Annotated in this window: 18 protein-coding genes; 9 read left to right on the forward strand and 9 right to left on the reverse strand. The window is 66.9% G+C overall.

Annotated features, from left to right (window positions below; all coding sequences use genetic code 11):
- Positions 1-20 precede the first annotated feature (20 nt).
- The 3 genes from ACZ1I5_RS19075 (at position 21) to ACZ1I5_RS19085 (ending at position 2,628) form a co-directional block, all read left to right on the forward strand.
- On the forward strand, positions 21-1,541 hold the full coding sequence (locus tag ACZ1I5_RS19075; RefSeq protein WP_465170814.1) for a sensor histidine kinase: 1,521 nt from the start codon (positions 21-23) through the stop codon (positions 1,539-1,541).
- On the forward strand, positions 1,538-2,179 hold the full coding sequence (locus ACZ1I5_RS19080) for a response regulator transcription factor (RefSeq protein ID WP_465170815.1): 642 nt from the start codon (positions 1,538-1,540) through the stop codon (positions 2,177-2,179). Before ACZ1I5_RS19075 ends, ACZ1I5_RS19080 begins: the two co-directional genes overlap by 4 nt.
- Before the next feature lie 83 nt (positions 2,180-2,262).
- Positions 2,263-2,628, forward strand: a complete 366-nt coding sequence (locus ACZ1I5_RS19085; protein WP_465170816.1) for a response regulator transcription factor — start codon at positions 2,263-2,265, stop codon at positions 2,626-2,628.
- Between the two features lie 236 nt (positions 2,629-2,864).
- On the opposite strand, the gene ACZ1I5_RS19090 is transcribed toward ACZ1I5_RS19085, so the two are convergent.
- From ACZ1I5_RS19090 to ACZ1I5_RS19115, 6 genes are all read right to left on the reverse strand, one after another.
- Positions 2,865-3,380 carry a Dps family protein gene (locus tag ACZ1I5_RS19090; protein ID WP_465170817.1) on the reverse strand — a complete coding sequence of 172 codons (516 nt, stop codon included), beginning with the start codon at positions 3,378-3,380 and terminating at the stop codon, positions 2,865-2,867.
- A 104-nt stretch (positions 3,381-3,484) separates the two neighbouring features.
- Positions 3,485-4,177 (reverse strand): 2OG-Fe(II) oxygenase, encoded by a 693-nt coding sequence (locus ACZ1I5_RS19095; protein WP_465170818.1) that lies wholly within the window; start codon positions 4,175-4,177, stop codon positions 3,485-3,487.
- Positions 4,174-4,662 (reverse strand): methylated-DNA--[protein]-cysteine S-methyltransferase, encoded by a 489-nt coding sequence (locus ACZ1I5_RS19100; protein ID WP_465170819.1) that lies wholly within the window; start codon positions 4,660-4,662, stop codon positions 4,174-4,176. The genes ACZ1I5_RS19095 and ACZ1I5_RS19100 overlap by 4 nt, the downstream gene beginning before the upstream one ends.
- 80 nt (positions 4,663-4,742) lie before the next feature.
- A complete protein-coding gene (locus ACZ1I5_RS19105) occupies positions 4,743-6,041 on the reverse strand; it encodes a peptide MFS transporter (protein ID WP_465170820.1) in 1,299 nt (432 codons plus the stop codon).
- Between the two features lie 3 nt (positions 6,042-6,044).
- Positions 6,045-8,057: a serine hydrolase domain-containing protein gene (locus ACZ1I5_RS19110; protein ID WP_465170821.1), complete on the reverse strand. Its 2,013-nt coding sequence runs from the start codon at positions 8,055-8,057 to the stop codon at positions 6,045-6,047.
- A complete protein-coding gene (locus ACZ1I5_RS19115) occupies positions 8,057-10,390 on the reverse strand; it encodes a TonB-dependent receptor (RefSeq protein WP_465170822.1) in 2,334 nt (777 codons plus the stop codon). Before ACZ1I5_RS19115 ends, ACZ1I5_RS19110 begins: the two co-directional genes overlap by 1 nt.
- A 126-nt stretch (positions 10,391-10,516) precedes the next feature.
- Here ACZ1I5_RS19115 and ACZ1I5_RS19120 point away from each other — a divergent pair, with 126 nt between their 5' ends.
- Both ACZ1I5_RS19120 and ACZ1I5_RS19125 read left to right on the forward strand, forming a co-directional pair.
- Complete coding sequence (locus ACZ1I5_RS19120) at positions 10,517-11,209, forward strand: helix-turn-helix domain-containing protein (RefSeq protein WP_465170823.1); 693 nt, start codon at positions 10,517-10,519, stop codon at positions 11,207-11,209.
- A 25-nt stretch (positions 11,210-11,234) separates the two neighbouring features.
- Complete coding sequence (locus ACZ1I5_RS19125) at positions 11,235-12,257, forward strand: dipeptide epimerase (protein ID WP_465170824.1); 1,023 nt, start codon at positions 11,235-11,237, stop codon at positions 12,255-12,257.
- 14 nt (positions 12,258-12,271) lie between these two features.
- Here ACZ1I5_RS19125 and ACZ1I5_RS19130 read toward each other — a convergent pair whose 3' ends face one another.
- Positions 12,272-12,862, reverse strand: coding sequence for a TetR/AcrR family transcriptional regulator (locus ACZ1I5_RS19130; protein WP_465170825.1), 591 nt, complete (start codon positions 12,860-12,862; stop codon positions 12,272-12,274).
- A 75-nt stretch (positions 12,863-12,937) separates the two neighbouring features.
- Between ACZ1I5_RS19130 and bdcA the strand changes: the two genes are divergently transcribed.
- The gene (bdcA, locus tag ACZ1I5_RS19135) at positions 12,938-13,651 is read left to right on the forward strand and encodes an SDR family oxidoreductase (protein WP_465170826.1); all 714 of its coding nucleotides are present in this window, start codon (positions 12,938-12,940) and stop codon (positions 13,649-13,651) included.
- A gap of 264 nt (positions 13,652-13,915) precedes the next feature.
- Positions 13,916-14,557: a glutathione S-transferase family protein gene (locus tag ACZ1I5_RS19140; RefSeq protein ID WP_465170827.1), complete on the forward strand. Its 642-nt coding sequence runs from the start codon at positions 13,916-13,918 to the stop codon at positions 14,555-14,557.
- 12 nt (positions 14,558-14,569) lie between these two features.
- Here ACZ1I5_RS19140 and ACZ1I5_RS19145 read toward each other — a convergent pair whose 3' ends face one another.
- On the reverse strand, positions 14,570-15,451 hold the full coding sequence (locus tag ACZ1I5_RS19145; RefSeq protein ID WP_465170828.1) for a TolB family protein: 882 nt from the start codon (positions 15,449-15,451) through the stop codon (positions 14,570-14,572).
- On the reverse strand, positions 15,448-16,527 hold the full coding sequence (locus tag ACZ1I5_RS19150; RefSeq protein WP_465170829.1) for a hypothetical protein: 1,080 nt from the start codon (positions 16,525-16,527) through the stop codon (positions 15,448-15,450). The genes ACZ1I5_RS19145 and ACZ1I5_RS19150 overlap by 4 nt, the downstream gene beginning before the upstream one ends.
- A gap of 93 nt (positions 16,528-16,620) precedes the next feature.
- Between ACZ1I5_RS19150 and ACZ1I5_RS19155 the strand changes: the two genes are divergently transcribed.
- Positions 16,621-17,559, forward strand: a complete 939-nt coding sequence (locus tag ACZ1I5_RS19155; protein WP_465170830.1) for a LysR substrate-binding domain-containing protein — start codon at positions 16,621-16,623, stop codon at positions 17,557-17,559.
- Positions 17,560-18,149: 590 nt separating this feature from the next.
- A complete protein-coding gene (locus tag ACZ1I5_RS19160; RefSeq protein WP_465170831.1) occupies positions 18,150-20,069 on the forward strand; it encodes a M61 family metallopeptidase in 1,920 nt (639 codons plus the stop codon).
- Positions 20,070-20,091: the final 22 nt, after the last annotated feature.

Consider the following 20,091-nt stretch of genomic DNA (forward strand, 5'->3'; position numbering starts at 1 on the left):
GGCGGTGGCGGGAGACGATGATGCGCGGAGACCGGGAGGGAAGGCGACTGGCCGCCCGCCTGCGCACCGCGACGGCGATGGTCGTCGCGCTCGTCATCCTGGCGCTGGACATATTGAGCCCGCTGCAAGGCGCGGTCGCCGTGCTCTACACCACGGTGGTGCTGATCGCCTCGCGCAGCAACGATCGCATCATGGTGATCGCCTCCGGCCTGCTCTGCGCGCTGCTCGCCATGATCGGCTATGTCATGAGCCACTGGGCCGAGCCGCTCGGTTCCCCCGCGATGCGGCTCGTCGTCAGCCTCGTCGCGATCGGCATCACCACCATCTTGTCGGCGCGGCATCTGTCGGACATCGAGGCGCGGCGCCGGTCCGAGGAACGCTATCGCACCATCTTCAACGCCGCCGGCTTCCCGATCTGGGAATCGGACTGGTCGACCGCCTTTGCCCTGTTGCGGGATGGACGAGAGGCCGACCAGGAGCTGGTCGAACAGGCGGCACGCGGCGCGCGCCTGCGCGACGCCAACCTGGCCGCCGCACTGATGTTCGGCCTGCCCGACCGCGAGACGCTGATCGCCGGCGGCATCTTTCGCCACTATACGCCGCTCGGCGGCGTGGCACTGATCCGCATCTTCAACGCATTGAAGCGCGGCGAGGAATGGATCGAGGAGGAATCGCAGTTCCGCACGCTGTCGGGCGAGACCGTCGACGTGGTGCTGCGCGTAACCCTGCCGCAGGACAATCGGGGCTGGTCGCGCGTGCTGCTCATGGCGCTCGACGTCACCGAGCGGAACCGCGCCCAGGCGCGCTTCGCCCAGGCCCAGGCCGAGCTGACGCACGTCGCGCGGATCACCACGCTCGGCCAGCTCGCCGCCTCGATCGCGCATGAAGTCAACCAGCCGCTGTCGGCGATCATCACCTATGCCAAATCGGGCAAGCGCTGGCTGGCGCGCGAGGCGCCGCGCGCAGCGGAAGTGTCCGACTGCCTCGACCATATCGCCTCCAACGGCACGCGTGCCGCGAGCGTGATCGAGCGCATCCGCAATCTCGCCCGCCGGGCCGAGCCGAAGCAGAGCCGCATCGATCTTGCCGCGCTGATCGAGGAGACGATCGCGCTGCTCGACCGCGATTTCCAGGCGAACCATGTGACGGTCCAGGCCGCGATCCCGGCGGGCCTGCCCGAAGTGACGGGCGACCGGGTGCAGATCCAGCAGGTGCTGATGAACCTGATGCTCAACGCGGAGCAGGCCATGGGCGAGAACCCGCTCGACCGCCGCGACCTGTGCCTCGACGCCGAGAACGACGCCACCGGCGTGACGGTGGCGGTGCGCGATTGCGGCCCCGGCATTGCCGGCGACGATCCAGAGGCGCTGTTCCGCCCCTTCTTCACCACCAAGGCGGACGGCATGGGCATGGGCCTGTCGATCTGCCGGTCGATCCTGGAGCAGCATGGCGGCAGCCTGACCGCCGGCAACAACCCCGAGGGCGGCGCGAGCTTTCGCTTCCGCCTCCCTGTCGCCGACGACGAAAGGGCCGTGGCATGAGCATCGACCAGGGCTGTGTGTGCGTCATCGACGACGACGATGATGTACGCGGCGCGCTCGGCAGCCTGTTCCGCTCGACCGGGCTCGCGGTCGCGCTTCACGAGTCGCCCGCTTCCTTCCTTGCCGCGGGCGTGCCGGGCCTTCCTTCCTGCCTGGTGCTCGACATCCGGCTCAAGGGCGAGAACGGACTCGATTTCCAGGAGGGCCTTGCCGCGCGGGGAATCCATATCCCGGTGATCCTGATCACCGGGCATGGCGATATCCCGATGACGGTGCGCGCGATGAAGGCGGGCGCGGTCGATTTCCTGCCCAAGCCGTTCAGCGAGGACCAGATGCTCGAAGCCGTCGCCGCCGCGATCGAGCGCGACCGGGCGCGGCGCGCCGAATCGGCCGGCAGCGAGCGGCTGAAGCAACTCTACGCCTCGCTGACGCCGCGCGAGAGCGAAGTGATGGGGCTGGTCGTCACTGGCCTGATGAACAAGCAGGTCGCCGGCCGGCTGGCCCTGTCGGAGATCACGGTGAAGATCCACCGCGGCAATGTGATGCGCAAGATGGAGGCGCAGTCGCTCGCCGACCTCGTCCGCATGGCCGAACAGCTCGGCGTGCGCGACGAGTCGATCCACCGGTTTAACGCCTGAGTATAATGGTGGAATTCTTCGGCGCGGCGCATCCGGAGGACTGACCCCGGCGTTAGGCCCTTATCGTGACTGGAGTATCCACCGTGACCGCATCCCCCCTCATCGCGATCGTCGACGACGATCCGGGCGTGCGGGGCAGCCTGAACAGCCTGATGCGGTCGGCCGGCCTGACGCCGCGATGCTTTTCCGGCGGCGAGGCGCTGCTCGGCTGCGGGCTGGAAGGCCAGATCGCCTGCATCGTGACCGACCTGCACATGCCAGGCATGACCGGCCTCGAACTGCAGGCCGAGATCGTGCGGCGCGGGTGGCGCCATCCGGTGATCGTGATGACCGCCTATCCGACCGACGCGGCGCGGGACCAGGCGCTGGCGGCGGGGGCCGTGGCGTTCCTGTCCAAGCCGATCGATCCGGATGCGCTGATCGAGGCGATCGAGCGGGCGGCGAATTAGTCCAGCCGTCTACAATCCCCCTTTCCGTTCGTGTCGAGCGAAGTCGAGAAACCTGCGTCGAACCCAACCAAGTGTCTCGACGTCGCTCGACACGAACGGAAAGGGGATGTTTCGGCTCAGCCCACACGCAAGGAATTGGCGACGAGCCAGGCCCGCCGCCGCAAATTTCGCTCCAATAGTTTCGCGGCGACGCGCCCGGACCGGGGGGAGGGAAGGCGCGCCGCCGCGGCCGTCCCTCAGCGGGAGACTGGGGACCGGCAACTCTCATAGAGGAACCAGCTGCGGCGCTCGGTCTCGTCGATCCAGACTTCGAGCAGGCTGGCGGTCGCGACATCGGCATAGTCGTCGCACAGCGCGTGTACCCGGCGCATCTCGGCGACGAGCTGCTTGTTGTCGCCGTGCAGCTCGGCCAGCATGTCCTGCGGGTCGACATAATCGGCATTGTTGTCGAGGATGCGCTGGCGGCCGGCGATGTCGGAGATCGAGCGGATCGTCGTCCCGCCGATCTTGCGCGCGCGCTCCGCGATCGCATCGGTCATCGCGAAGATCTGGTCGCCCTGCTCGTCGAGCAGTAGGTGATAATCCCGGAAATTCGGACCGCTCATGTGCCAGTGGAAATTCTTGGTCTTGAGGTAGAGCGCGAACACATCGGCGAGCAGCCCGGCAAGCCCGGCGGAAATGTCGCGCGTCGCCTCGGTGCCGAGATCGGTCGGGGTCCCCAGAAAGCGTTCGGCGATGGTCGGGCTGGTCATCAAGCGTCTCCTCGAAGTCGGGGACGGCAGGTGCCGCCCGCCTCGTCAGATAGGCTTTGGCCGGGACGATATAATCCACACCTTGGTTTAGGATCGCCTCGCCATCAGTGAGCATCGTGGAAGATGACGCCCAGCGTGTGGCGATGCCCCGACCGCAACGTGCTGACGCCATGCCGCATCGTCACGCGGTAGTCGCCGCGCGAACCCCGGTGCGGCCGCTGGCTGACCGCGAAGACCACGGCATCGCCTTTGGCCAGCGGCACGACGTCGGCGCGCGACTGCATGCGCGGGCGCTGCTCGGTCAGCACGAACGCGCCGCCGGTGAAATCCTCGCCCGGCGCCGACAACAGGATCGCGACCTGCAGCGGGAAGACATGCTCGCCATACAGGTCCTGGTGCAGGCAGTTATAGTCGCCCGCGCCGTAACGGAGCAGCAGCGGCGTCGGCCGGACCTGTCCCGCCTCATGGCAGCGGTCGAGGAAATCGGCATGCGCGTCAGGGAAGCGTATATCGATCCCCATCCGCTCGTTCCAGCGATTGGCGATCGGCGCGAGCCGCGGATAGAGCGCCGCGCGCAGGCCCGCCACGAGCGGCGGCAGGGGATAGGCGAAATAGCGATATTCGCCCGACCCGAAGCCGTGCCGCGCCATCGCCACATGGCTGCGGAACATCGGCCCCGGGCCGTAGAGCGCGGCCGTCGCGTCGCACTCGGCAGCGGAAAGCAGGCCGGGCAGGATCGCCCAGCCCTGCTTGTCCAGATCCGTCCGCACCGCCTCCCAGTCGATCCCCTCGATCACGCCGCCTGCCCGCTTTCGAGCCCGAGCAGCCGCTCCTTCGCGGCGAGCCCGCCGGCAAAGCCGGTCAGCGCGCCGTTCGATCCGATCACCCTATGGCAGGGCGCGATGATCGAGATGGGGTTCTTCCCATTCGCCGCGCCCACCGCCCGCACCGCGCTCGGCCGGCCGATCTGCCGCGCGATCTCGGCATAGCTGCGCGTCTCGCCGAACGGGATGGTCAGCAGCGCGTGCCACACGCTCTTCTGGAAATCGGTGCCCGTAAAATCGAGTGGGACGGTGAAGGCCGTCAGCGTGCCGGCGAAATAGGCGCCGAGCTGCTTCTCGGTCTCGACCAGCACGGGATGGTCGCGATCCTCGATCATCGCGCCCAGCCGCACGCGGCCCGGCCGGTCATTCTCCCACAGGATGGCGGCCAGCCCGGTGTCGCTCGCGACCAGCTTCAGCGCGCCGACCGGCGACGGGATCGTCTTGTAGAAAATGCTCATGTCATCGCTCCGTTCTTGCGGATCTTGACATGGCCCCGCGGGCGGATCGACACACCCCGGAGATTGCCTTCAAAAGGGCATCAGCCGATCTCGATCGGCGTCCTGCGGCTCATCGCGAACAGCACCACCGCGGCGAGCGCGACCGAAAGCGCGCCTGCACCGAAGAACAGCGTCGCCGGGATGGCGCCCCACCACGCCCCCATCGCGCCGGCGAGCAGGCTGCCGAGGAACTTCGCGATATACCAGGCGCCCATCGCCATCGCCGCGACCTGCACCGGCGAAAGCGCGCCGACGAGCGTCAGCCCGACCGGGATCACCATCAGTTCGCCCAGGGTGAGCAGGATGAAATAGGCCGTCACCCATTCCGCCCCGACGCGCTGGCCGGTCTCGGCATTCAGTGCCGCCGCGACGACCATCACCAGCATCGCCAGCGTCGCCACCGCGCAGCCCAGGCTCATCCGCTGCAACAGGTTCGCCGGCCCGCGCCGTTCGGCGCGCTTCGCCCAGAAGCGGATCAGGAACGGCGTCGCGAGGATGATCAGCAGCGGATTGATCGACTGGAACCAGGTCGCCGGAATCTCGACGCCCGATCCGAGCAGCGCGATATGCCGGTCGGTCTGATGCTCGACCCACAGCGCAATGACGTTGCCGCTCTGCTCGTACGCGATGCGGAACAGCACGACGACCGCGACGATCGCCACCAGCAGGCGAAGGTTGCGCCATTCCGGCTTCGTCAGCGCGACGGGAACGCCCCCCGGCGATCGCGACCGCGTCGGCGGATCGGGCGGCAGCAAATGCCCGAAACCGAGATACACGGCGAGCCCGACCAGCATGCCGAAGCCGGCCGCCGCGAAACCCCAGTGCCAGCCATAGATTTCGCCCAGCGTGCCGCACACCAAAGGCGCGAGCAGCCCGCCGAGATTGATCCCCATATAATAAGCGCTGAACGCCTGGGTCTGGCGCGGATCCTTGTCGGCGTAAAGATTGCCGACCTGGACGGCCAGGGGCGGGATGAAGAGCCCGTTGCCGATCGCGACCAGCGCCAACGCCGGGAACAGCAGCGCCTCGAACGCCATGGCGAAATGGCCGAGCATCATCAGCACGCCGCCCAGCACTACGCTGCGCTTCCGGCCCAGCCAGCGATCGGCAATGATCCCCCCGAAGAACGGGCTGAAGAACGCGGCCGCGCCATATGTGCCGTAGATCAGCGACGACTTGCCCTGGCTGAAACCGAGATGCTGAGTCATGTAATAGACCAGCAGTGCCTGCAGCCCGAAATAGGAGAATTCGGCCCACATCTGAGTCATGAATAGCACGGTCATGCCCGGCGGGTGACCGAACAGCGTCTTCCCCGCCGGAACCGATGTGCCTGATGCCATGCCTTAGAAGTTCAGGCCGAAGGTCATCGTCTTGAGGCTGAACGCCAGCCAGACCAGATAGACCGCCGAGAGCGCGACCAGCACCGTCCATGCCGTCGCCAGCCGCTTGCGCTCCGGGCTGCGCGCCATCGTCCAGGCGTTCCACAGGGTCAGGACCGTGCCGGCGACGGCGACGAGCGTCAGCAATTGCAACAGGCGCATCCAGATATCGAGCCGGCCGTCGAGCGCCTCGAGGTTGCTGCTCAGCACGCCGACCATCGCCATCCAGCCCCCCGCCACGATCACCGCGATCCATGCGGTGACCCGCGTCGCGCGGTGCAGCATCAGCGGCCGTCCAGCGATCTGTGGGCGATAGCCGTACCGCCGCCGGACCAGCGCCACGATCGGCCAGGACAGGGCCGTCACCAGCATCACCGCCAGCGCGGCGAGCAGCATGGGAATGATCCACCCGGCATTCAGCGAGCCGGACGCCGGCAGGAACAGGATGATCGGGGCGAACTCGGCAGGAGACAGGCTGACGACCTTGCCGTCCTTGACCAGCGCGCCGAGCCGGCCCTCGCCGCCGACTTCCTGCCACTGCCAGGGCGCCACCTCGCGCCAGCGCTTCGGCGCACCGGCGGCATCGGTCAGGGCGGCAACGGTGATCGTATTGTCGTCGTTGAGCGCGACCGTCGTCTCGCCGAGCAGAGTCACCAGGCGCAGCCAGTTGGTCAGCGACCCGCGGCTGCTGACATAATGGCCCGCCAGGGTCCGCCCATGCTCGGCCGCGGTGGCCAGGGTCGGCAGCGGTGGTTTGGTTTGCGGAAAATAGCGGTTGGTGAAGCTGTCGAACAATTTGCCGCGCAGGATATGCGCCGCCCCCGCCTTGCCGCCCGCATTGAACGACACGAACACGCCGACATTCTTGTCGAGATAGAGGTGCAGGTCGGAATGGAAGAAATTGGTGTCGCCGCCATGCCCGACGATGTTCAGGCCATTGGCGTCCTCATGATAGAAACCCAGCGCCATGCCCGGCAGCCCCGGGATCGGGGTGTTGGCCGTCGCATGCATCAGCGCCGCGGTCTGCGGATTGAGCAGCGGCCCGCCCTGGGCGAGATGCGCGATCATGAACTGCCCCATGTCGGCGCCCGTCGCGGAGAGCGCGCCGGCCGGCGACATCGGGATGATCTCGAATTTCTGCGGCTCGCCCGAGGCGACCTCATACCCCTGCGCCATGCCGGGTACGAGCGCGGCCGGCAGCGGCTGGGCGAAGCTCGAATGGCGCATGTTGAGCGGCGTCAGGATGTGGCGCTGGACATAATCCTCGAACTTCTCGCCCGACACGCGCTCGACCAGATAGCCGGCCAGCGACGCACCATAGTTGGAATAGGACGCGGTGCTGCCCGGCGCATAGATGCGGTGCGGCACCCAGCGCTTCAGCACGTCGCCGAGCGGCTTGACCGCCTTCGGATCGGTCGTGATCAGGAACTTCGCCGTCTCCTCGAAGCCCGACGTGTGCGTCATCAGGTTCCGAAGCGTGATCGGCTTGCCGAAGGCGGGCGGAATCCTGAAGTCGAGATAGGTGTTCACGTCCTTGTCGAGATCGAGCTTGCCCGCCTGGACCTGCTGCATCACCGCCGTCCAGGTGAACAGCTTCGAGACCGAGCCGGGCCGGAACAGCGTCGCGGCCGGATCGACCGGCTTGCCCGTCTTCATGTCCGCCTTGCCGAAGCCGCGCTGCGTGAGGACCTTGCCGTCCTTGACCACCACGACCACCGCGCCGGGGATGCCACCGGATTCGAGGCCGTAGGGCATCAGCCCGTCGAGCCAGGCATCGACATCGGTCGCGGTCAGCGGCGCGCCGCCCGTTGCCGGAAGCACGCCAGGCGCCGGGCCGGCAGGCTGTTCGGACGCAGGCGGCTTGATGGGGTCGAGCTGGGTCGGTGCCTGCGCGGCGATCGGCACCGCCACCAGCAACAGGGACGGGAGCGCGTGCCGGAGCAGGCGCGTGGCGAGGTCGATCAATCCAATATGCATCAGAAATCGAATCCCAGGCTGAGGCCGATGGTGCGCGGGCGGATCATCGCGAGGTCGATCAACCCGGCATAGCGACCGCTATAGATACCGGCATAGGTCTGTCCGCGAGAATTGGTGACGTTCTTGGCATAGACGCTCAGCGTGACCGGCTTCATCTCGATGCCGGCGCGCAGATCGACATTGTCATAACCGTCGAGCATGAGGCGATGGCCGAATGCGGCCTGATAGCCGGAATCGAAATCAGCGGGCCGATCGCTCACCAGCATGATCGATGCACCGACGAACGCGTTCATCCGGTCGTTGAGCGCCCAGTCATAGTCAGCCGACACGCTGGCATTCCAGCGCGGCGCATAAGGAAGCTGGTCGCCGTCCGATCCGCCCACCAGGATATCCCCCTTGAGCTCGGTGTGGTTGTAGGTGACCGAACCGACCACCGACATACCGCGGATCGGCCGGAGCGTCGCGGTCACTTCCGCGCCATAGCTCTTTGCCCCTTCGCCATTCCCGTCCGCCGTCACCGGGCCGATCGCGGTGTCGAAGGTGGTCGTGATCTGGGTGTCCTTCCAGTCGAGATAATAGACCGAGGCATCGATGCCGAACGTCCGGTCGGCCGTCTCCGCGCGCACGCCGGCCTCATAGCTGATCAGCGTATCGGCCCTGAACTGCGCCGGATAATCGGCGGGCGCCCCGGGCGGAACGACATTGGGGCCACCCGGCCGATAGCCCTTGGCGACGCGCGCATAGACCGCGACCCGGTCGTTGAACTCGTATCGGGGGGATACCGACCAGGTCCACACCCCTTCCGAAGAGTTGCCGAGCAGCGTCGCGTCGGCGCCCTGCAACACGGCGAATCCACCCCCCAGGCTCTGGGTCGTGCGCTGCTCATTGTGACTGTACCGGACCCCGCCGGTGATATCGAAAGCCGGGGTGACATGCCATGTCGCACTGCCGAACGCCGCATATTCCTTGTATACCGAATCCAGCTGCGCCGTCAGGAAATGGGTGAAAGGAAGCGGGCTGGCGGGAACGCCCGGACCGAACAGATCCTGCGGAATGGTGCCGGCCTCGGGAAGGAACGCCCCCGTCGCGGGATCGAACGGCCGGTAGAGCTGATAGATCTGGCCCGGCTCGCGGGTGTAATAGCCGCCGATCAGCCATTCGAAACTGTCCGACTTGGCGGATGTCAGCCGCACTTCCTGCGCGAACTTCTTCTGGCTGATATTGGACGGCTGGTCCGTGCCATAGGGCGTCGCCGCGCCGTAGAAGGGAGCGATGTCGCCCAACAACGGCGTGGCGTCGATGTCCTCATGCTGGCGCAACGTGGCGTAGCTGGTGACCGAGGTCAGGCTGAGCGGCCCGAAATCATAGTCCAGCGTACCGGAATAAAGCCGGTAATCGACCGAGTTGCTCTCCCGCAACGTCTGATACCGAACCAGGCCGTCCCCCGCCGCCCCGGTAAAGGGGTCGGCCGTGATCGGCGTGAGCGTCTGCGGATCGGCATCGACGGCGTCCCGGCCATGCGCGCGGATATTCTGCGCGATCGCAGTCAGCCGGACCGAAAAGCTGTCGCTCGGCTTGAACAGCAGCGAGGCGCGGCCGCCATAGCTGGCGGAATCGTTGATATCGCGGTCCGGGATGCCGACCGCGTCGATATAGCCGGGCGTCTTGCGGTAGAAGCCGCTGACGCGGACGGCGAGCGTATCGCTCAGTGGCACATTGACCACGCCATTGCCGGACCAGCCGGTGCCGCCGCCGTCGACCGTCTCGACACCGGCCTGGCCGCGGATGGAGAAACGGTCGAACTTCGGCGTCGCGGTCACATATTTGAGCATCCCGCCCAGCGAATTCGCCCCGTAAAGCGTGCCTTGCGGGCCCCGCAGGACTTCGATCCGCTCGATGTCGAACGGGTCGATGTCCCCCGCAAGATGCGCGGCATTGGTCTGGCTGGTGCTCGATCCGAAGGGGGTATCGTCGATATAGATGGCGACGGTCGGGCTGGCGCCGCCGGTGTTGATGCCGCGCAGGATGACGCGCGTTTCGCCGGCATTCTGCTGCTGCAGAGTCAGGCCGGGAACGAGCGCTGCATAATCCACCAGGCTCGTCGCGTGCCGTTGCTCGAGCACCTTGCTCGAGACGACCGAGATGGACTGCGGCACGTCGATCAGGTTCTGGCTCCGCTTCTGGGCGGTCACCACGATATCCTCGCCCCAGCCCTCGCGGTCCTCCGCCGCCGGCGTCCGGGCGTCCTGCGCCGCTTCCGCCGCCTGCGCCGCCGGTACCCATGCCGCCATCGCCGTGGCTGCCAGCCACAACGCCCTTGATTGAAACGCCATCGCCCAATCCCTTCGAAACATGGGCGTCATCATGACGAGTGTTTCATTTATGGCAACTGTTTTCTTATCGAGCGACGAGCATTCCCAACCCCCCGGCTTTGCGCTAGCGTCCGGGCGAGAGGGCATATGGCGAAGAAGGCAAGCACCAACAGTCCGCACCCCGGCCTCGCGCTGCGCGCGGCGCGAATCGAGCAGGGGCTGACGCTGCGCGCGCTCGCGGCGAAGATCGACATGCCGTTCTCGACGCTGTCCAAGCTCGAGAACGGCAAGATGGCCATGACCTATGACAAGCTCGTGCGCCTGGCGCAGGGCCTGGGTATCGACATGGGCAGCCTCGTGGCCGGCACTGCGGCAACCCCACAGGCCCCCGCCGCACTGGGCCGCCGCAGCGTGCAACGCGCCGGGAAACTGCCCGGCGCCAGCTCCGAACGCCACACGCATCACTATCCCGCGTCGGATCTGCTGGGGAAGATGATGGTGCCGATCATCATTGAGGTGAAGGCGCGCAGCATCGACGAACTGGGCGGGCTGGTGCGCCATTCGGGCGAGGAATATCTCTATATATTGCAGGGCGCGATGGAGCTGCATTCCGATCTCTACGCGCCCCTGCTGCTGACCGAGGGCGACTCGGTCTATTTCGATTCGGGCATGGCGCACGGCTATGCGCTGGTTGGCGAGGAGCCGTGCCGCGTGCTGGCGGTGTGCGCCGGCCCGGGCATGCAACGCGTGGTACAGTCTGCCGGGAAAAGCTGGAATCTCATCTCCTCCGACGAATCGGGTTCGTTATCCGGGAACGATGTTTCTCATATTGAAACGTGAGCGCTTTCATGTGATGTGACGGGGCATGGAGACCCCGACCGCGACGACGCGCGCCCGCCCGCTCAACCTCACCCATCGCCGCGACGCGATGCTGATGCGCGAGCCGTTCCGTATCTCGGGCTATCTGTTCGAATCGATGCCGGCGGTGATCGCCACGCTCTCCGACGGCGCGCATGCCGGCCGGGGCGAAGCCGCCGGGGTCTATTATCTCGACGACGACCCCGCCCATATCGAAGGCGAGATCGAGCGGTGCCGCGACGCGATCGAGGCGGGCATCGATCGCCAGGGCCTGCGCGACCTCCTGCCCCCGGGCGGCGCGCGCAACGCGCTCGACTGTGCCTTGTGGGAACTCGAATCGTGTCGCGCCGGCGTGCCGGTCTGGCAGCTCGCCGGCGTCGGCCCGCCCAAACCGCGCATCACCACCTTCACCCTGCCCGCCGACGATCCGGCCGAAATCCTCAAGCGTCTCGCGGCGCTGCCGACCGCGCTCGCGATCAAGCTCAAGCTCGAGGGCGATCTCGCCACCGATACCGAACGCGTCCGCGTCGTGCGCCGGGCACGCCCGCAGGTCTGGCTCGGGGTCGATGCCAATCAGGGCTATGGCGGCGAAGATCTCGACGGGTTGGTCGCCATGCTGGTCGACAACGATGTCGCGCTGCTCGAACAGCCGGTCCGCCGCGGCGCGGAGGCGCTGCTCGACGGCTGGCAGTCGCCCATCCCGGTCGCCGCCGACGAAAGCGTGCAGGACCTGGCGGAGATCGATGCGCAGCGCAGCCGCTTCCAGGTGATCAACATCAAGCTCGACAAATGCGGCGGCCTCACCGAGGCACTGCTGATGGCCGATCATGCCCGCCGGCTTGGGCTGAAGGTGATGGTCGGCAACATGGCCGGTGCGACGCTGTCGACTGCGCCCGCCTTTATCCTCGCCCAGCTCTGCGACGTGGTCGACCTCGACGGCCCCTGGTTCCTTGCCGACGACCCGCTCGCCACGAGCCTTTACAAGGATGGCGAGGTCATGGTGCCGGCGAGCCTATGGGGCGCCGGCTGAGCCAAGCTCGGCGTTCAGGCCGGAAGGGCCAGGGCGACGGCCGTGCCGGCAAGGCGGGCAGTGGCAAGGAGCTGGTCCAGGCCATGCCCGTTCCTGGCCTTGGCCGAGAGGCCGGACATCGTGGTGCTGACGAAATTCATCAGACGCTCGGCCTCTTCCGGGTGGCGGGCGGCAATATAGCGCTGGATGGCGTCCTCCGCGGCGAGGTTGAACGCGCGGGCAACCTCGCGCGCCTCCCGATCGTTGCAGCGAGTGCCCTCCAGCACCAGGCAGCCGCCCGCCGCGGGATCGGCGGCGTAGCGGCGGGCAGCCTCTTCCAGCAAGGCCGCAAGGGCTTCGGCGACGGGGCGGTCGGGGCGCAGGATCTCGTCGAGGGGAATCGCCCGAGTGCCCGCCCAGTGATCCAGAATGCGGGTGTAGAGGCCGGCCTTGTTGCCAAAGGCAGCGTAGAAACTCGGCGGGTTGATGCCCAGCGCCTCAGTGACGTCCGCGACGCTGACGGCGTCATACCCGCGAGCGTGGAAGAGATGCTGAGCGGTGGCGACAGCCTCGTCGGGATCGAAGCGCCGGGGGCGTCCGCGCCGGCGCAATATATTTGTAGTCACGATTACATAATCCCTTGACTCGACCCTTCGGAGTTTTATGTAGCGCGCCCTACATTAAACCTCAAGGAGGACCCGATGGCTGCGTTTCAAGGAAAATCAGTTCTGGTGCTCGGCGGTAGCCGAGGAATTGGAGCCGCGATCGTGCGGCGCTTCGCAACCGAAGGTGCGACAGTGACCTTCACCTATGCGGGGTCGCGCGATGCGGCCGAGCAACTGGCGGCGGAGACCGGCAGCACGGCCGTCCTGACCGACAGCGCCGACCGCGACGCAGTGATAGCGCGCGTGCGCGACACCGGGCCGCTCGACATACTGGTCGTCAATTCCGGGTTTGCCATTTTTGGCGATGCGCTGGAACAGGACCCGGACGCCGTCGACCGGCTGTTTCGGGTCAACGTCCATGCCCCCTATCACGCTTCGGTCGAGGCGGCTCGGCAGATGCCGGAAGGTGGACGGATCATCGTGATCGGTTCCGTCAACGGGGATCGGATGCCCGTCGCGGGCATGGCATCCTATGCGCTGAGCAAGTCCGCCCTGCAGGGCATGGCACGCGGGCTTGCGCGGGATTTCGGGCCACGCGGCATCACGATCAACGTCGTGCAGCCCGGGCCGATCGACACGGATGCGAACCCGGAGGACGGGCCGATGAAGGATCTGATGCACAGCTTCATGGCGATCAAGCGCCACGGACGGCCCGAAGAGGTCGCGGGAATGGTGGCATGGCTTGCCGGGCCCGAGGCGGGTTTCGTGACAGGCGCGATGCACACGATCGACGGCGCGTTCGGCGCCTAGCCGGTCCGCGCGCCGTTCGCGGCAACCCATACCGACTGAGCCAGGAAAGGGCCTGCCCGGAGGGCAGGCCCTTCGAAGCGATCTCGCGCGCCGGGCCATCGACCGGGTCGTCCGGCAATTTGCGACCGTGACGGTCGACGGCTAGGATGGGCGACAGCGCGCGACGTCGGGCAGCATTTATGAAACGCCCGGCGCGGCCCCTGGCAACGTCCGAGACGAACGGTCTACGCGTTCGGCACGAGCAACGACGGATGGAGATGCCGGATGGGCGACCTGACTATCACCACGTTCGACTGGGTTCCCGAGGCGCCGCGCGGCTATGTTCGCGACCTCCGGGTACGGTGGGCGCTGGAAGAGGCAGGCTTGCCCTATCGTGTCGAGAGCGTGCCGTTCGGCGACCGCACGGCCGAGCATTTCGCGCACCAGCCCTTCGGCCAGGCGCCATGGCTGACCGATGGCGACATCTCGATCTTCGAGAGCGGCGCGATCCTGCTTCACCTGGGCGAGAGGAGCGAGGCGCTGCTGCCGGCTGACCCGCAGGCACGCAGCGACGCCAAGCAATGGCTGTTCGCGGCGCTCAACTCCGTCGAGATGGCGAGCCTGCCCTGGTCGCTATTGGTGTTCACGGGCGAGGACCGCGAGTCCCCGGCGTGGAAGCTGTTCAGCGGGTTCCTCGACCAGCACCGGCTCAAGCACCTCGAGCCAGTGCTGGCCGGACGCGAATGGCTGGCCGGGAGCTTCTCCATCGCCGACATCATGATGTCGGACGTGTTGCGTCTGGTCGACCGGTTCGACGGGCTGGCGGCATTCCCCTCCGTCCGCGCCTATGTCGCCCGCGCCACGGCACGGCCCGCCTTCGCCAAGGCCCATGCCGACCAGATGGCGCACTTCGCCGCGGCGGATTGAGCGGCCGCGCCGTCAGGAGCCCTGCTCAAGGCGATAGGGAACCGTGTAGAGGTCCATGCCCTTCGCGCCGGGCCGCCGGGCGGAGAAGGCAAGGCTGGCGGGTCGGGACCAGTCCAGCATCGCGCCGTAACTGTCCCCCTTCCCTTCGGCGCCGCTGTTGACGCTTCCGGGCAGCGGGGTGCCCGCGTCGTACCGCCCTCGTCTCGCCGAGGCGTGGAACAGGTCAACCCGATCAGTGCGGAAATCGCCTGCCCGGGCGAAGACGATGGTGGTGCCGTCGGACAGGAAGGTCGCGTCGAACTCGTCGCCGCTGGTGTTGATCGCGCCCGCCACCGGGCGGGCCGGCGCGAAGCCGGCGCCTTTCCGGGTCGCGACATAAAGGTCGTGACGGCCTGCGCCGCCGGGCCGGTCGCTCGAGAAGAGCAGGGTCGACCCGTCCGGCGACAGCATCGGGGCGAACTCGTTGCCCCTGCTGTTCGGGGCGCCGAGCGATTCGACCGCGCCGAAGCCGCCGGCGGTGACGGCCACGCGGTAGAGATCGTCGCCGCCCATCCCGCCCGGCCGGTCCGAGCAGAAATAGACGAAGCGTCCGTCAGCCGAAAAAGCCGGATCGAAATCCCGGACCGGCGCATTGAATGGCACCGGCTCGGCGGCGCCCCAGTCTGTTCCAGTGCGCCGCGACATCCAGATGTCGTAGCCGCCCGGGCCGCCGGGCCGGTTCCGGCTGAACCACAAGGCCGTCCGCCCGTCGGGACTGATCGTCAGCCGGACCTCCGAATAATCGGTCGAGGCAATGCCCGGCGCGAACAGGGTCGCCTCGCCGACGATCTCGAGCGGCGCGGCGGCACCGAGCAGCAGGGGCAGCACACAAGCCAGCAGCGTGACGGCCCTCATGCGCGCCTCGTAAAGTCGCTGACCCAGTTGGTCTCCCAGCTCTTCCCGTCATCGACCGACAGCGCCTGTTCCCAGCGCGCCGATGTGGGTGTGATCCGCGACCACAGCACGCGCGCCTTGACCGGGCGGCCGTCCTGCACATCGTCGCCGATGAAGGTCCCCACGCCACCGGCGAAACCGCCGCGCACCGGCGGCGCGATCGTTCCCGGATTGCGGCCGTCGAGCCACCAGCTCGACCAGAGCCGCGTCACCGGATCGAAGGCGCGTATGCCGACGCCGCGGTAATGGCCGGCGGGGAAGTCCATCCTGTTGTCGCCGACATTGCCCTGCCCGCCCAGCACCGGCCAGTTGACCAGAGTGCCGCCGAACGCGTCCCAGTCATTGCTGCCGGCCAGCCGGCGCTTCAGCTTGCGGTGCCGCACGTCCCAGCTTCCGACCAGGAAATCCCAGTCATGCGGCGCCACGCCGGAGGGCGGCAGCGGGGTGGGCGTCGCGGCAGTGCGGGTGAAGAAATTGACCCAGTTCACTTCCCAGTTCTTGCCGCCATCGGTCGACAGCGCCTGTTCCCAATGCGGCCGGCGGCCATGCGTTTCGAACCAGCGGAAACGCGCGGTGACCGGGCGCCCCTTGAACATGTCTTCGCCGATGAAGGTCCCGCTATCCCCGTTGAACCCACCGCGCACCGGCGCGTCGATCGCGGTCGGGTAACGCGAATCGAGCCACCAGATCGACCATGTGCCCGCCGCCGGATCGAACGCCCGGATGCTGAGCCCGCGATAGATCCCGCCGGGCAGATCGAGGCTGTTGTCGTCGATCGTGCCGAGCCCGGCCAGGGTCAGCCACAGCGCGCTCCTGCCGGCGAATTCGTCCCATTCGGTGCTGCCGGCGAGCCGGTCGCGCAGGCGGCGGTGCCACACGTCCCAGTTGCCGATCAGCCAGTCCCAGTCATGCGCCCGGGCGGCAAGATCGCCCTGCGCCGCGGCAAGGCCGGGCAGGCCGCACGCCGCAATACCGCCCATTGCCGCCAGGGCCGCGACGATCTCGCGCCGCGCCGGCTGGCTCGATTCCCTCTCCATCGCTCACTCCCGCCTCATGGCCATGCGGGGCAGGATGGCAGCGGCAGCGCAATTGACTAGGCGAAGATGGCGGCAAGAGGCTAAGTCAACCTTATGGTCGACCACCGCTTTCCGTCGCTCTCATCGATCCGCGCGTTCGAGGCGGCGGCGCGCCTGGGAAGCTTTACGAAAGCAGGGCAGGAACTCGGCACCTCGGCCGCCTCGGTCAGCTATCATGTGCGCCAGCTCGAGGCGCAGATCGGCGTCGCGCTGTTCCGCCGCCACCCGCACCGCGTCGAGCTGACCGAGCCCGGCGCGGTCGTCGCGCGTGAGGCGATCGACGCGTTCGCCGGCCTGCGCGCCAGCTTCGTACGTGCCGCCGATATGGACGAGGCACGACTGTCGCTCACCGCGCTTCCCACCTTCGGCACGAGCTGGCTGACACCCCGGCTCGGGCGGTTCCGCGCGCGGCATCCCGAGATATCGCTCGATCTCGACCTGTCGGCGGTCGCCGAGGATCTCGCCGCCGGACGGTTCGACGCAGCGATCCGCAACGGCCATGGCCGCTGGACCGGGCTCCGCTCGATCCGGCTGATGCCGAGCCTCTTCATGCCGCTCTGTGTGCCGGCCCTGAAGGACGCCGCGGCCGGCCTCGGCGATCCGCGCCGCCCGAGCGAGGTGCCGCTGCTCGGGCGCCCCGACTGGTGGACTTTGTGGTACCGCGCGCTCGGCTTTGTCGAAGGGCCCCCACCCGCCAACTTCGGCACCAGCCTGGCTCATGAGCATATGGATGTGGCGGCGGCGTTGGCCGGGCACGGCATCGCCATCGCGTCGCCGATCCTGTTCCGCGGCGAGATCGACGCGGGCCGCCTCGTGCCCGCGCATGACATGGTGGCGAGCGACGGCCGCGCCTTCTGGCTGGCCTATCCGGTGGCGCGGCAGCACAGCGGCAAGATCGCCAGCTTCCGCGACTGGCTGAGCGAGGAAGCGGCGGCGGCGTGCACGGCGGGTGCCGCCTTCATCCGGCGCGCGATCGACCCTCAGGCTGGATAGCATTCCGCCGTCCGGTCGATCTGCCGGCGCTGATTCGCGACTGATTCAACCGCAGCGGCGATCATGCTTGAATCGCCGGGAGCCCCTCCCGTCGCAACCGGACCACCAGCATGCCAAGTATCGCTTTTTCGTTCGCAGTAACGCTCATTGAAAATCTGATACCCCTCGCGGAATTCGGCAAGATCATCGACACTATGTCCAAAACTAGCGCGACGCGCCACCGCGCTTCTCGGCAAGTAGCTGCACGCCTCACGCTCTCATTCTTCAATAAAACCCGTGCAACGCCCAAGAAGCGCCCGATTTCGCCCCGCAGGCAGGTGGGTCGCATAAATCGAATATTACTGGACCGGAATCGTCGACGCGATGCAGGTGCCAACTGGATTTCTTGTCTTTTACTGTCACGAGCGACTGGCCGCTCGCCATCGAAAATGTCGTCACCGTCCAACCCAAGGCCACAAAATTACGCCGGGCCAGATCCACATCGCGAACGCTACGGAATTCCCCTCGAACGCCGGTTCCCGGCGCTGGACTCGGGCCGCCTCAGCCCATTAAGCCGCTTCATCTCCTCTCTTGCCGAAAGGCCATCCTTGATGATCCGTCGCGTCCTGTTCGTGTCCCTGCTCGCGTCCGCCGGCCCTCTTCTCATTGGCCCTGCGCTCGCCGAGAATTCGAAGCCGCAGCCGGTGCCTTATGTGAACACCATCCCGGACGCGCGCGACATTCCCTATCCGGGCACGATGACGATCGATGTCGACGCGACCGACATCAGGCACGGCATCTTCACGACGAAGCAAACCATACCCGTCGCCAGGTCCGGTCCGATGGTCCTGCTCTTCCCGAAATGGCTGCCCGGCGCGCATTCGCCGCGCGGCGAGCTCGACAAGGTAGTGAACCTGCACATCCGCGCGAACGGCAAGGAGATTCACTGGACGCGCGATCCGGTCGATGTGTTCGCCTATCATATCGACGTGCCCTCGGGCGCCAGGACGCTCGATATCGGCCTGCAATTCGCCTCCGCCACCGCGAGCGACCAGGGATCGATCGTCGTCTCGCCGGACATGCTGCGCCTCCAGTTCAACTCGATGAGCCTCTATCCCGCCGGCTATTTCACGAGGGCGATCCCGGTGAAGGCGACGGTGAAATATCCGGAGGGCTGGCACGCCTCGTCCGGCCTGCCGTCCAGGGCGGTGGGATCGACCTACACCTATGAGCCGACCAATTACGAAGTGCTGGTCGACTCGCCCGTGCTGGCCGGCCGCTATTACAGGCAATGGCCGCTCAGCCCGCGCGTCAACCTCAACGTCTATGCCGACAATGCCGAGGAACTGGCCGCTACCCCCGAGCAGATCGACGCGCACAAGCGCCTGGTCGACCAGGCGGTGAAGCTGTTCGGCACCCAGCATTACGACAAATATGAATTCCTGCTCTCCCTGTCGGACCAGATGGGCGGCATCGGCCTCGAGCATCACCGCAGCTCCGAGGACGGAGTGAAGCTCGGCTATTTCCTGAAATGGAAGGACGGCCCGGGATCGCGCAACCTGCTGCCGCACGAATATACCCATAGCTGGGACGGCAAATATCGTCGCGGCGCCGATCTGTGGACGCCCGATTACCGTACGCCGATGCGCGGGTCGCTGCTGTGGGTCTATGAAGGCCAGACGCAATTCTGGGGCTATGTCCTGCAGGCGCGTTCCGGCCTGGTGTCGAAGCAGGACACGCTCGACCAATATGCCGCGATCATGGCGGCGCTGGACAATCGCCCGGCGCGCAACTGGCGCAACATGGTCGACACCACCAATGATCCCGTCATCTCGCAGCGCCGGCCCAAGGGCTGGCTGAGCAACCAGCGGTCGGAGGATTATTACAACGAAGGCCTGCTGATCTGGATGGAGGTCGATTCGATCCTGCGCAAACTGTCGGGCGGCACCAAATCGATCGACGATTTCGCCGGCACCTTCTTCCGCGGCAGGGACGGCGATTATGGCCAGGTCACCTATAATTTCGACGATGTCGCAGCGACCCTGAACAGCATTCAGCCCTATGACTGGTCGGGCTTCCTGAAGAAGCGCATCACCGAGACGGGCGAGCCCGCCCCGCTCCAGGGCTTCATCAACAATGGCTACAAGCTGATCTACACCGACGAGCCGACGCCCTCGTTCAAGCAGGCCGAGACGACGGGCAAGCGCACCGACCTCAGCTATTCGCTCGGCCTCGCGCTCAACAATGAAGGCGCGGTGACGGGCGTGACCTGGGACAGCCCGGCGTTCAAGGCGGGCATGACGGTCAGCGACACGATCGTCGCGGTCAATGGCCAGGCCTGGTCGGCCCAGGCGATCAAGGATGCCGTCACCGCGGCGAAGACGGGCAAGGAGCCGATCGTGCTGCTGGTCAAGGCGAATGACCGCATCGCGCCGGTGAGCATCGACTATCATGGCGGCCTGCGCTATCCGCGCCTTGAAAAGATCGGCAGCGGCGAGGGTGGCCTCGATACGCTGCTGACGGCGAAATAGGAGGGGGGCACCCCAACACCGC

Source organism: Sphingomonas sp. BL-S-30 (assembly GCF_055521475.1).